Origin of the sequence: Mesoterricola sediminis (assembly GCF_030295425.1) — a bacterium.
GTDB classification, from domain to species: domain Bacteria; phylum Acidobacteriota; class Holophagae; order Holophagales; family Holophagaceae; genus Mesoterricola; species Mesoterricola sediminis.
The window spans coordinates 2,059,178-2,072,094 of record NZ_AP027081.1 but is presented as its reverse complement, the minus strand read 5'-3'; the positions used below and the strand labels follow the sequence as shown (position 1 = coordinate 2,072,094).

The following is a 12,917-nucleotide window of genomic DNA, read 5'->3' as shown; positions in this document are numbered from 1 at the left end:
CCATGAAACTCGAAACCAAAGTAGGCGCCTTCTTCGTGGCCAGCGTCGGCGTCCTGGGGCTGCTCATCCTCCGGATGGAGAAGCTGGAGGTCTTCGGGGGCAACTCCAACGCCCGCATCGCGACCAACTTCGACCAGGTGGCGGGCCTCAGCCTCCAGAGCGCGGTGCGCGTCGCCGGCGTGAAGGTCGGGGCGGTCACGGCCATCGAGCTCGAGGGCAAGCGGGCCCGGGTGATCCTCACGCTGCCCAAGGACTTCAAGGTCTACAAGGACGCCACCGCCAGCCTCTCCAGCATCGGCATCCTCGGCGAGAAGTACATCGAGCTCGACCCGGGCCACCCCGAGGCGGGCGAGGTCGGCCAGGACGGGCTCATCGCCAGCCGCCAGGGCATGAGCATGGACAGCCTGATGGAGTCCCTCGGGGGCATCAGCAAGGACGTGAAGGGCATCACCGAGGCCCTGAACAAGTCCATCGGGGGCGAGGAGGGCCGGCAGAAGCTCGACGAGATCGTGGACAACATCCGGGTGCTCACGGCCGAATTCCGGTCCATGGCCCAGGAGAACCACGGCGCCATCAACAGCACCATGGCCAACGTCCAGCAGATGAGCGCGGACCTGCGGGACCGCCTGCCGAAGCTGGCCCAGCAGTTCGAGGACCTGGGCCGCAACCTGAACCAGCTCGTCGGCGAGAACAAGCCCGAGGTCCAGGGCCTCCTGCAGGACGTCCGCAAGCTCACCGCCAACCTCCAGAACACCGCCGAGAACGTCCGCAGCATCACCGACAAGATGAACAAGGGCGAGGGCACCATCGGCAAGCTGCTCAACGACGATTCCACCGTCAAGAAGCTCAACCTGGCCGTGGACAACGTCAACTCCATGCTGGGCGGCTTCCGGGCCATGGAGCTCAACCTGGACCTGAACGGGGCGCGCTGGACCAAGCGCGGCGACTCCAAGGTGGGCCTGGGCATCGACATCGTCCCCAGCCACGACCACTGGTACTCCCTGGAGCTCAGCTCCACCCCCGACGGCAAGATCAGCCAGTACACCAGCACCGTCGGCAAGATCGACACGGCCACGGGCGCCGTCGTCCAGGTCCCGGTCACGACGAACACCGTCAACGTCGACCAGACCTTCACCATCTCCGCCCAGTTCGCCAAGCGCCTGGCCGAGAACTTCGTCTTCACGGCCGGCATCGTGGAGGGCAAGGGCGGGGCCGGGGCCGAGTTCCGCGCCAAGGACGACCGCTTCCGCTTCGGGGCCCTGGCCTACGACTTCTCCAAGCGCGCGGACAAGCCCAACCCCCGCTACCGCATCACCACGAGCTACCAGTTCTACAAGGGCTTCTACGCCATGGCCGGCCTCCAGGACCTGGCCAACGCCGACCTGAGGACCTTCTTCTTCGGCGGCGGCCTGCGCTGGAAGGACGAGGACCTCAAGAAGCTTGTGGGGCTGGCCAGCGTCGGGAAATAATCGGGGCATGGGTCCGTCCGCGCCGTCCTCCGGAAACCGCCGCCTCTTCATCGCGGTCCGGCGGGGCGTGCCGCTGGGCCTCGCGGCCCTCCTGCTGATCTTCTCCCTCCTGGAACCCGTCAGCACCCGGTCCTTCCAGGGCTGGATGGTGCTGGGGGCCGCGCTCCTCTTCGGGGAGGCGTGGCCGACCTTCAAACGGGGGCGCACCTACCTGAAGGCCCGGCCCGCAATCGTCCGCTGGGATGGCGGGTGGGTCTACGCCCTGCGCCCCCTCTTCCGCCGCCTCGGGCTGGAGGAGGCCTGGATCCTGGGCTTTTGCGACTGGAACAACCTCAAGGTGGCCGAGGCCTTCCGGGAGCGGAAGGCCCGCAAGGCCCTCGTCCTCCTGCCCCACTGCATCCAGATGGCCCGGTGCAAGGCGGACGTGGTGACCGACCTTTCCACCTGCTACGCGTGCGGGCTCTGCGCCGTGGGGGACCTCCTCCCCCTCCGGCTCCAGCAGGGCTGGGACGTGCGCCTCTCCAACCGCAGCCACAAGGCCTACCGGGACGCCCGGGCCTTCGGGCCGGACCTCATCGTCGCCGTCAGCTGTTCCGACCGGCTCCTCAAGGGCATCGTCAAGCTCCCCGAGGTGCCCTGCTACGTCATCCCCCTGGCCCTCCCCCACGGCATGTGCGTGGACACGAGCTTCTCCGTCCCCGACCTGATGACCGCCATGGCGGGCCTGGTGGAGCCGCGCACCGCCCCCGACGGCGGCCGGGTCCTGCCCCTCCGCCAGGAAGGCATCGCCTGATGGCCTTCCGGGCGCGGGAGGCCTGCCGGCGGCTCCTCGGCGAGGAGGTCACCGCCTACCTGCTGCACCTGCGGCCCCTGGAATGGCCCATCATGACGGCCCACTTCCTGCTGGGCACGCTCCTCGCGGCCGGCCTGCGCCTGCCCCCCGGGCGCACCGCCCTGGGCTGGTTCGTCTTCGTGGCCCTCCTCAACGGCGGCACCCTGGCCATCAACAGCGCCTTCGACCAGGACGAGGGGGACGTGGGCTACCTGCGCCAGCCCCCGAAGCCGCCCCGCCGGCTCCTGCACGTCTCCGCGGCCATGCTGGCCCTCTCCCTGGGCCTGGGCTTCCTGCTGCCGCCGGTCTTCGCGTGGAGCAACGCGGCCTGCGTGGCGATGGCGGTGCTCTACTCGGTCCCCCCCGCCCGGCTCAAGGCCCGCGCCGGCTGGGATCTCCTCATCAACTGCGTCGGCTTCGGCGCCCTGACGCCCCTGGCGGGCTGGGGCCTCACCGGCCTGCCGGTCACCCCGCCCATGCGCAGCCTGGCCCTCGGCTTCGCCTGCCTTTTCGGGGCCCTCTACCCGGCCACCCAGCTCTACCAGATCGCCGAGGACCGGGCGCGGGGCGACCGCACCCTGGCCATCGTCCTGGGCGAGGGGCCGAGCCTGGCCTTCGCCGCGGGGCTGGCCCTGGTCGCCCACCTCTGGTTCGGGTGGGGGGCCCTCCAGGCCGGGCGGTCGCCCCTGCCCCTCCTCCTGAGTCTGGTTGCTTGGTTGGGCGTCCTCATCCCCTGGTGGGCCCGTTGGCGGTCCCTCACCGCCCACCAGCACGAGGCGGGCATGTACCGCTGCCTCGCGGCCTGGGCGATCACCGATGTGAGCGTGCTGATCCTCCTCTGGCCGGCCTGAGCCTCCGCGGGCGCTGATATCATGGGCGCTCCGGACGCGCCCATGCTCACGCCCTCCCTCGCCCCGCCCTTCCCCCTCGCCTGGGGCTTTTCCACCCGCCTGGACGACCCGGCCAGCCTGCCCGTTCCGGACCTGCGCCAGGTCCATGGGTGCGCGGTGGTGGAGGCCGGCGGGGCGGTCCAGGACGCGGACGGCGTCTGGACGCGGCAGCCCGGCCGAACCATCGGCGTCCGGGTGGCGGATTGCGTGCCCGTGCTTCTGGCGGGCCTGGCCGGCGGCCGGCCCTGGGTGGCGGCTCTCCACGCGGGCTGGCGCGGCGCCGTCGGCGGCATCCTGCGCCAGGGGGTGGCCGCGTTCCGGGCCCAGGGCGGCGACCCCGCGGACCTGGCCTGGGCCCTGGGCCCCGCCATCCTCGCCTGCCACTTCGAGGTGGGGGACGAGGTGATCGCCGAGGCGCGGCGGGACCCCGCCTGGCGCGAGGCCCTGGCCGCCCCCGGCCCCCGGGGCCGCGCCCACCTGGACCTGCACGGCCTCCTGCGGGCCCAGGCCCTGGACCTGGGCCTGGATCCGGCCCGGGACGGGTCCGTGGCCCGCTGCACCCTCTGCGAGCGCGACCTGCTCTATTCCTTCCGGGGCGGGGACGCCACGGGGCGGCAGTGGGGGTGGATCCGCATCCTGGGCGGCGGGGCCCTGCCCGGTCCGGCGGATGGTATCCTGGGCCGGTGAGCGAACCCGGAGCCGTCCGAACCAACCTGCTGGATCCCTTGAAATCCCGGCTCTTCCTGATGGTCTGGATCGCCAACATGGCCTCCAACGTCGGGACGCAGATCCAGAGCGTCGGGGAGAAGTGGCAGATGGCCCACCTCACCTCCTCGCCCCTGCTCATCGCCCTGATCGAGACCGGCACGACGCTGCCGGTGCTCATCCTGGGCCTGGCCGCGGGGGCCGTGGCGGACATCCTGGACCGGCGGCGCCTCCTGCTCGTCACCCAGCTCTTCATGCTGGCCTGCGCCGCGGCCCTGTCGGGGCTCACCTTCCTGGGGCTGGTGACGCCGGGGATGCTGCTGACGGTCTCCTTCCTCATCGGCGTGGGCTCGGCCCTGAGCATGCCGGCCTTCCAGGCCGTGGTGCCCGAGCTGCTCCCCCGGGAGCACCTGGCCGGCGGCGTCGCCCTCAACAGCGCGGGCTTCAACGTGAGCCGCGCCGCGGGCCCCGCCCTGGGCGGCCTCGTGGTGGGCCTGATGGGCCCGGGCTGGGCCTTCGCCTTCAACGCCGCCTCCTTCCTGGCGGTGGTGGCGGTCCTGGGTTCCTGGGACCGGCGGCGGCCCACGTCGGACCTGCCCGGGGAGCGGTTCCTGGGCGCCCTCAAGGTGGGTTTCCGCTACGCGCGCCACGACCGGCCCTTCCAGATCATCCTCCTCCGCGCCCTGGGCTATTCCTGGTTCGCGGGGGTGATCTTCAGCCTCCTCCCGACCCTGGCCATCCACGGCCTGGGCCTGGGCTCGGGCGCCTTCGGCGCCCTGATGGGCTGCATCGGGCTGGGGGCGGTGGCGGCGGTCTTCCTCCTGGCGCCCCTGCGCCGGCGCTTCCACACCAACACCATCCTCGCGGGCTTCTCGGTGCTCGCCGCGGCCGCCCAGGGGGTGATGGCGCGGGTGCCCCACACGCCGACCGTGGCGGTGTGCCTCTTCCTGGCGGGCATGAGCTGGCTGGGGATCCTCTCCACCGTCAACACGGCGATCCAGCTCTCCGTGCCGCCCTGGGTGAAGGCCCGGGCCTTCGGGGCCTACCACACGGTCTGGGGCGGGGCCATGGCCCTGGGGGCCGCCTTCTGGGGCGAGCTGGCCGTCCAGGTGGGGATCCGGACCGCCCTGGGCCTCTCCGCCGCGGGCATGTTGGCCGCCCTGGCCCTCCTGCACCGGCTCCGCATCACGGCCTTCGACCAGGACGTGGACCTGGGCCCCCACCACGACGCCCCCCACGCCCCCACCTCCATCCCCCTGGAGGCCGGCCCCATCCTGGTGCAGACGGAGTACCGGGTCCTGCCCGGCCACCGGGAGGCCTTCCTCAAGGCCATGGAACCCGTCCGCCGCCTGCGCCTGCGGGACGGGGCCATGCGCTGGGCGCTCTTCGAGGAGCCCGATCGCCGGGAGGACGGCATCCTCGTCCTCCAGGAGACCTGGCTCAGCTCCACGATGGGCGAGCACCTCCGCCAGCATCACCGCGCCACGGCCCAGGACCGGGCCGTCCTGGCCGAGGCCTACCGCCACGCCGAGGGTGGGCGCCCCTCCACGCGCCACATGGTGGTGGTGGAGGACCAGGATTCCAGCCTGCTCCAGCGGGTCTGGCAGGGCTGGGTGGGCGAATGACGCGCAACCCCGCCCTCGCGGCCGAATCCAAGGGCCTGGGCCTGCTGGTGGCGGCCTCCCTCCTGTGGAGCTCCAGCGGGATCTTCATCAAGGTCCTCTCCCTCTCGGCCTTCCAGATCTCCTTCCACCGCTCCTTGGTGGCGGCGGCCGCGATCGTCCTGTTCCAGACACTGCGGGGCCGCCCCTGGTCCCTGCCCCGGGACCCGCTCTCCATCGGGGGCTCCCTGGTCTACGCCTTCGTCCTGGTCGGCTTCGTGTCGGCCACGAAGCTCACCACGGCTGCGAACGCGATCTTCCTGCAGTACGCCGCCCCCATCTACCTGTTGTTCCTGGAGCCCCTCGTCTTCCGGAAGCCCTTCCAGGCCCGGGATTCCCTGGCGGTCGCGGCCTGCGTGGGGGGCATGGCCCTCTTCTTCGCCGGCCACCTGGAGCGGGGGGGGCTGCTGGGCAACGCCCTCGCGCTGCTCTCGGGCCTCCTGCTGGCCCTGTTCTCCCTGCTGCTGAAGTGGAAGCGGGTGAAGGCGCCGGACCACGACCCCATCGGCATGGTCATCCTGGGCAATCTCTTCACCGCCGCGGTGTGCCTTCCCTTCGTGGCGCCCCGGTTCGCCGTCGGCGGACGGGAGGCCCTCGTCCTCCTCTACCTCGGCGCGTTCCAGCTGGGCCTGGCCTACATGCTCTTCAACGCCGGCATGCGCTACCTCTCGGCCACGGCGGCCCTGATCACCTGCATGCTGGAGGCGGTGTTCAACCCCGTCTGGGTCTTCCTCGGGATCGGGGAGCGCCCCGCGCCCCAGGCCCTGGCCGGCGGGACCATCATCCTCGCGGTCATCCTCTGGTACAACCTGCGCAAGGCGCCGGTGCCGGGCCCCGTGGACTGACGCGGAAAGGCCGGGGGGGTCCCGGCCCCCCCGGCCATCCTGCCGCGGACGCGGCGGCTACTGCAGCAGGGCGAGGACCTGCTGGGCGTTCTGGTTGGACTTGCTCAGGGCGCTCGTCCCGGACTGGTTGAGGATCTGGAACTTGGTCAGGTTCACCACTTCATCCGCGATGTTGGCGTCCTGGATCTGGCTGGCCGCGGCGGTGAAGTTCTGCACCTGGACCCCCAGGATGTCGGAGGTGGCGTTGAGCTCCTGCTCGCCGGCGCCGATGGAGGCCCGCATGGTGGACACGGAGGCCAGGGCGTCGGCGAGGGCCGTCGCCACGGTGGAGGCGGCGGTGGGGGTGAGGAGGTTGTTGCCCGTGGAAATGCCCAGGGCGGTGGTGGAGTTGCTGGTCACGGCGGCGATGGTCACCGTGATGGTGCCGTAGTCGCCGGACTGGACCGTCACCGGGGTGGCGGCGCCCGTGCTGTTGAAGATGGGCTGGCCGTTGAAGTTGGTGTTGGTCCCGATGTTGATCAGGGTGCTGACGATGTTCTGGAACTCGGCGTCCAGGTTGGCCCGGTTGGAAGCGCTGATCGTGCCGGTCTGGGCCTGCTGGGCCAGCTGGCTCGCGCGGGTCAGGAGGGAGGTCACCGAATCCAGGGCGCCGTCGGCCACCTGCAGGTAGGAGACGCCGTCGTTGGTGTTGCGCTGGGCCTGGCCGGCGATCTTGATGTCGGCGCCCAGCTTGTTGGCGATGGCCAGGCCGGCGGCGTCATCGGACGCCTTGTTGATGCGCTTGCCGGTGGTCAGGCGCTCGATGACCTGCTGCAGGTTGTTCCCCGTGATCGCGAGCTGCCTGCTGGCCCCGATGGCGGAGAGGTTGTTGAGGATTGAGCTCATGGGATGCTCCGGAATGACGAGTGGTGGGGTTCGGACGGTCCGATGCCGCCGCCGGGGCGGCCTGGTGCGGACAGAGCGCGGATGCCGGGGCATCCAGGGGGGGATTCCGCCCCAGGGGGCGGGCTCGGACCTGCCCGCGTCCGGGCGCGGGGGCCGGGTGGGCTTGCGAGGGATGGATCCATGACGACCTCCGGGAACAAGAGGGCAAAACCTGCTTGGTCGGAGGATGAAATCAAGAAGGATGCCAGAGCGGTCGCCGTGCCCTCCGGCCGGGGGTCTCAGCCCTGGCCCGCCAGGTAGGCCTGGCCCAGGGAAAGGCCGCCATCATGGGGCGGGAAGGCCGTGGGGCTGACCGGTTCCAGGCCGGCGGCCGCCAGGCGGGCCCGCACCAGGGCCGTGAGGAGGGCGTTCTGGAAGCAGCCGCCGGAGAGCACGACCTGCCGGCACCCCGTCCGTTCCGCCATGGCCAGGGCCAGGTCCGCGAGGGCCTGGTGGAACCGGCGGGCGCAGGCCTCCGGGGCCAGGCCCCGGGCCCGGTCGGCCAGGAGGGCCTCCACCAGGGGCCCCGGATCGGCCTCCAGGCCGTCCCGGTCCCGGAAGGCCCACGGGTAGGTGCCGGTGTCGCTGGAACGCAGGGCGGCGTACTCCAGGGCCATGGCCGCCTGGCCTTCGTAGCCCCGGTGCGCCCGGATGCCCGTCATGGCGGCCACCGCATCGAAGAGCCGCCCCACGCTGGACGTGAGGGGGGTGTTCAGCCGGCTGGCCAGGGCCCCCCGGATCACCTCGGCCGCCTCGGGGGCCACCCACCCCTGCCCGGCCTCCAGATCCCCCCGCACCGCCCACAGGAGGCCCAGGGCGGCCCGGGCGGGTTCCCGCGCGGCCCGGTCCCCCCCGGGCAGGGGGAAGGGGCGGAGCCAGGCGGCCCGGGTGAAGCCGGTCCCGGCCAGGCGCAGGGCCTCCCCGCCCCAGATCGTGCCGTCCGGCCCCAGGCCGGCGCCGTCCCAGGCCAGGCCCCCGAGGGGTCCGGCCAGACCGGCCTCGGCCGCCACGGCCGCCACGTGGGCGTGGTGGTGCTGGACCCGGACCAGGGGCACCCCCCATTGGGCAGAAAGACGCTCGGCCAGGCGTGAGGAGGCGTAATCGGGATGCAGGTCGCAGGCCACCCGGGCCGGTTCCACCCGGAAGAAGGCCAGGAGGTCCTCGGCCGTCCGCGCTAGCAGGGCCGCGCCCTCGGCGGTATGCAGGTCGCCCAGGTGCTGGCTGACGAGGGCCTGGCCCCGGTCCAGGAGGCAGAGGGTGTTCTTCTGGTGGGCCCCCAGGGCCAGGACGGGGGGGTCCCCCCCGGGCACGGGGTGGGCCTGGGGGGCGTAGCCCCGGGCCCGGCGCAGGAGGGTGGGCCCGTGGGGATCCAGCCGCACGACGCTGTCATCCACGGGGCGGAGGATGGGCCGGTCGTGCACCAGGAAGGCGTCCGCGATGCCGCCCAGGCGGTCCAGGGCCTCGGCTTCGGCGATGGCCATGGGCTCGTCCGATAGGTTGCCCGATGTGCACACCAGGGGCCGGCCCACCCGGTCCAGCAGCAGGCGATGGAGGGGCGTGGTGGCCAGGAAGACGCCAAGGCGGGGGTTCCCCGGGGCCACCCCTTCGGCGACCCCCGGCGCCTCCCGCTTCTCCACCAGGACGATGGGGGCCTGGGGCGAGGCCAGGAGGGCCGCCTCGGCCGGACCGATCCGCGTGTCGGCCGCGGCCGCCTCCAGGGAGGGGTACAGGACGGCGAAGGGCTTCTCCTCCCGGTGCTTGCGCCGGCGCAGGGCGGCCACCGCCGCCGCCGAGGCGGCGTCCACCAGGAGCTGGAAGCCCCCGAGGCCCTTGAGGGCCAGGATGCCGCCGGCCGCCAGGAGGCGGGCGGCCTCCGCCAGCCCGCCCAGGGGCGCCCCGGCCGGATCCAGCAGGACCACCCGCGGACCACAGACGGGGCAGGCTACGGGCTGGGCGTGGAAACGCCGGTCCAGGGGATCCTCGTACTCCCGGGCGCAGGCCGGGCAGAGGGGGAAGTCCTTCATGGAGGTGAGGGGCCGGTCGTAGGGCAGCGCCGCGATGAGGGTGAACCGGGGCCCGCAGTACGTGCAGTTGATGAACGGATACTGGTACCGGCGGTCCGCGGGGTCCGCCAGCTCCCGCAGGCAGTCGGGGCAGGTGGCGAGGTCCGGTGGCACGGAGGGCCGGGCAAGCCCCCCCGCCTCGCTCTCCCGGATGGCGAAGGTCCGCTCCCCCGTCTCCGGCAGGGGCTCCCAGGTGAGCGCGCGGATGCGGGCCGGCGCCGGCGCCTCCACCGTCAGGGCCGTCCGGAACCCGTCCAGGTCCGCGTCGGGTCCCTCCACCTCCAGGAGGACGCCCTCGGGCCGGTTCAGGACCCAGCCGCCCAGGCCCCGGGCACGGGCGAGGCGGTACACGAAGGGCCGGAACCCCACCCCCTGCACCACGCCATCCACCCGGATGCGCAGGCGGCCCATGCCTCAGGCCCGGGCGCGGTGGTCGAGGATCCAGCGGATCCAGGCGTCCAGGTTCTCCCCGGAGGTGGCCGACAGGCGAATGACCTCCAGGCGGGGGTTCACCTGGAGGGCGTTGGCCACGCAGCGCTCCACGTCGAAGGTCAGGTGGGGCAGCAGGTCCACCTTGTTGACGAGCAGCAGGTCGGCGGCCGCGAACATGTCGGGGTATTTGAAGGGCTTGTCCTCGCCCTCGGTCACCGAGAGGATCACCACCTTGTGGGCCTCCCCCAGGTCGAAGCCGGCCGGGCACACGAGGTTCCCCACGTTCTCCACGAAGATCACCGCCCCGTCGGGCGCGGCCAGGTCCTCGGCGGCATGGCCGACCATGTGGGCGTCCAGGTGGCATCCCTTGCCCGTGTTGATCTGGACCGCGGGGGCGCCGGCGGCCTGGATCCGGTCGGCGTCATGGCGGGTCTGCTGGTCCCCCTCGATGACGGCCACGGCCACCTGCCCCCCCAGGCGCCGGATGGTCTCCACCAGGAGGGTGGTCTTGCCGGAGCCGGGGCTGCTGACCAGGTTGAGCACGAACTGGCCCCGGGCCCGGAACGCGGCGCGGTTCTCCGCGGCCAGGGCGTTGTTCTTGGCCAGGAGGTCCTGTTCGAGGGACACCACCCGCCGCCGCGCGCCAGGGCGAACCGGCGCATGGGCGTGCTCATGGCTGTGGGGCTTGCCGCCGATCGTGGCGCCGCCGCCGCCGCATCCACACGTGGTGCACATGGTCCCTCCCCAGGCCGCCCGCGGCCGCCTGGGGAGGAACCTACCGCATTCGGGGGCCGATGCCAATACAGGATGTCCAGGGGGGGTGGCGGGCCGGGGCGCGGGCTACGCGAAGGTGCGGATGAGCCGGTCGTCCAGTTCCTTCAGGGAAAAGGGCTTGCCCAGCAGGATCACGCCCGGGTACCCGTCCACCAGGGCCTGGGCCTCGCCATCCGCCCGGCCGGTGACCAGGAACACGGGCAGGTCCGGCCGCAGGGCGCGCAGGCGCGGCAGGGTCCCCGGCCCGCCCAGGCCGGGCATGTTCAGGTCCAGGATCACCAGGTCCACGTCCGGGAGGTCGGCGAGGCGGTCCAGCAGTTCCTCCCCGGTGGGAAAGGCCTCGGCCCGGTGCCCGAGGACCTCGAGCACGGATTGGATGGATTCCCGGACCAGGGGATCGTCGTCGGCCACCAGGACGCGGAGGGGGCGGACCGGGGGCGGGGCCGTCCAGGGTTCGGCCCCGGCCTCGCGCCGGGGGGCCGTCCCCAGGGCCGGGAAGCGCAGGCTCACCCGGGTGCCGCGCCCCGGCGCGCTGTCGAGGTGGAGTTCCCCCTGGTGGGCCGTGACGGTGCTGTACACCATGGACAGGCCCAGCCCCGTCCCCCGCCCTTCGGCCTTGGTGGTGAAGAAGGGATCCAGGGCCCGGGCCAGCACCTCGGGCGGCATGCCGGTGCCCGTGTCCTCGACCTGGGCCTCGACGCGGCCATCCTCCAGGTTCCGCGTGCGGAGGGTCAGGACGCCCCCCTCGGGCATGGCGTCCACGGCGTTGACGCACAGGTTCATGATGGCGTGGCTGAGGGCGCCCGGATCGCCTCGCAGGGTGCGCAGGTCGGGATCCAGGTCCAGGTCCAGGCGCACCCGGGCGAGGGTGGTGCGCTCCAGCAGGAGCACCTCCTCCCGCATCACCACGTTCAGGCTGAAGTCCCGGGCCTGGGCCGGGCTCTTGCGGGCGAAGTCCAGCAGGCCCCGGACCATGCCCCCGCCCCGCTCCGCCGCCTTGATGATGGTCGTGAAGGCCCGGCGGGCCGGGGAGCCCTCCGGGTGCTGCTCCAGCTGGGAGCTGGCCATGCCCAGGATGGCGCCCAGCACGTTGTTCATGTCGTGGGCGACCCCTCCCGCCAGGCTGCCGAGGCTCTGCATCTTCTGGGACTGCTGGAGCTGGTCCTGGAGTTCGCGCTGCTTGGCGTGTTCCTGGCGCATGTCCTCCTCGGCGCGGAGGCGGGAGGCGATCTCGAGGCGGAGCCGGACATTGAGGCGGTAGAAGACGAGGGCGAGGCCCCCCAGCGCGAGGCCCAGGGCGGCCATGGCCCCGAAGCCCAGGATGAAGCGCTTCTGGCGGGCCCGGGAGGCGGCGGCCTCCGGGTCGTACACGAAGGCCGAGAAGTCGTAGCCGTCCGGGAGGAGGCCCAGGTCCTCGTACACGTCCGCCACATGCTGCCACCGGCCCTCGTACATGTAGCCGATGTCCACGAGGTTCGGCTGGATGAGCGGAACCATGCGCCGGGCCTCGAAGCGGATGTAGTCCTTGCCCCGGCGCGGCCCGTAGCGGCGGATGATCAGGTCCGCCACCTCCTCGGGATGGGCCATGGCGTACTTCCACCCGCGCAGGCTCGCCTCGCGGAAGGCCTTGACCCGGGCGGGATGGGCCTTGAGCTCCGCCTCGCTGGTGAACAGGTTGTCCCCGTAGAAGTCGATGCCCCCCATGCGGGGGCTGAAGGTGAGGTAGTCCTGGCCCGCCTGGTCCAGGAAGTAGGGCTCATCCGTGTCGTACGCGCTCATGCAGGCCACCTGGCCCTTGAGGAGGTCCGCGGGATCGAAGGTGTGCTTGACCAGGACGAGGGACCGTTCGGACATCCCCTCCTTCCGGAGGTAGGCCCGCAGTTCGTCGGCCCCGTCCTCCAGCATCACGCGCCGGCCGGCGAGGTCGTGCACGGTCGCGATGCCCATGCCCCCCTTGGCCAGGAAGACCGCGGGCGAATGCTGGAAGATCGCCGCCAGCACCACCACCGGCGCGCCGTGGTAGCGGGCGAGGAGGAGGGCGCTGGTCCCGACGCCGTACTGGGCCCGGCCCGAGGTCACCTCCTGGGTGACATCCAGCCCAGGCTCGGCCTCCCGGATATTCACTTGGAGGCCCGCCTCCTTGTAGTAGCCCTGGTCCTCCGCGGCGTAGTAGCCCGCGAACTGGAACTGGTGATGCCACTTGAGCTGAAGGGTCACCTGCTCGGGCTCCGCCTGGACCGCGCCCAGGGCCAGGCAGGCCATGGCCAGGAGGCCGACGAGCCTCAGCAGGCGGGAAAGGGGGAAACGCAGGGGCACGGGGCA

Annotated in this window: 10 protein-coding genes; 6 read left to right on the top strand and 4 right to left on the bottom strand. The window is 72.3% G+C overall.

The genetic code is table 11. The annotated features are described in order from the left end of the window. Positions 1–2 precede the first annotated feature (2 nt). The 6 genes from R2J75_RS09170 to R2J75_RS09145 are packed head-to-tail and all read left to right on the top strand — an operon-like array spanning position 3 to position 6,402. Positions 3–1,469 (top strand): MlaD family protein, encoded by a 1,467-nt coding sequence (locus tag R2J75_RS09170; RefSeq protein ID WP_243332421.1) that lies wholly within the window; start codon positions 3–5, stop codon positions 1,467–1,469. A 7-nt stretch (positions 1,470–1,476) separates the two neighbouring features. Next, positions 1,477–2,262, top strand: a complete 786-nt coding sequence (locus R2J75_RS09165) for a DUF116 domain-containing protein (RefSeq protein ID WP_243332418.1) — start codon at positions 1,477–1,479, stop codon at positions 2,260–2,262. After that, entirely contained in the window at positions 2,262–3,152 is an 891-nt protein-coding gene (locus tag R2J75_RS09160; RefSeq protein WP_243332417.1) for a UbiA family prenyltransferase, read from the top strand. Before R2J75_RS09165 ends, R2J75_RS09160 begins: the two co-directional genes overlap by 1 nt. Positions 3,153–3,194: 42 nt before the next feature. Next, positions 3,195–3,878, top strand: coding sequence for a polyphenol oxidase family protein (locus R2J75_RS09155; RefSeq protein WP_243332415.1), 684 nt, complete (start codon positions 3,195–3,197; stop codon positions 3,876–3,878). After that, positions 3,875–5,521, top strand: a complete 1,647-nt coding sequence (locus R2J75_RS09150) for an MFS transporter (protein ID WP_316411532.1) — start codon at positions 3,875–3,877, stop codon at positions 5,519–5,521. Before R2J75_RS09155 ends, R2J75_RS09150 begins: the two co-directional genes overlap by 4 nt. Then, positions 5,518–6,402 carry a DMT family transporter gene (locus R2J75_RS09145; RefSeq protein ID WP_243332411.1) on the top strand — a complete coding sequence of 295 codons (885 nt, stop codon included), beginning with the start codon at positions 5,518–5,520 and terminating at the stop codon, positions 6,400–6,402. The genes R2J75_RS09150 and R2J75_RS09145 overlap by 4 nt, the downstream gene beginning before the upstream one ends. A 57-nt stretch (positions 6,403–6,459) precedes the next feature. On the opposite strand, the gene R2J75_RS09140 is transcribed toward R2J75_RS09145, so the two are convergent. The 4 genes from R2J75_RS09140 to R2J75_RS09125 all read right to left on the bottom strand — a co-directional run bounded on the left by R2J75_RS09140 (position 6,460) and on the right by R2J75_RS09125 (position 12,911). Beyond that, entirely contained in the window at positions 6,460–7,287 is an 828-nt protein-coding gene (locus R2J75_RS09140) for a flagellin (protein ID WP_243332409.1), read from the bottom strand. A 278-nt stretch (positions 7,288–7,565) separates the two neighbouring features. After that, positions 7,566–9,800: a carbamoyltransferase HypF gene (gene hypF / locus R2J75_RS09135; protein ID WP_316411531.1), complete on the bottom strand. Its 2,235-nt coding sequence runs from the start codon at positions 9,798–9,800 to the stop codon at positions 7,566–7,568. 3 nt (positions 9,801–9,803) lie between these two features. Next, entirely contained in the window at positions 9,804–10,556 is a 753-nt protein-coding gene (gene hypB / locus R2J75_RS09130; protein ID WP_243332404.1) for a hydrogenase nickel incorporation protein HypB, read from the bottom strand. 105 nt (positions 10,557–10,661) lie between these two features. Then, a complete protein-coding gene (locus R2J75_RS09125) occupies positions 10,662–12,911 on the bottom strand; it encodes an ABC transporter substrate-binding protein (RefSeq protein WP_243332403.1) in 2,250 nt (749 codons plus the stop codon). Positions 12,912–12,917 lie beyond the last annotated feature (6 nt).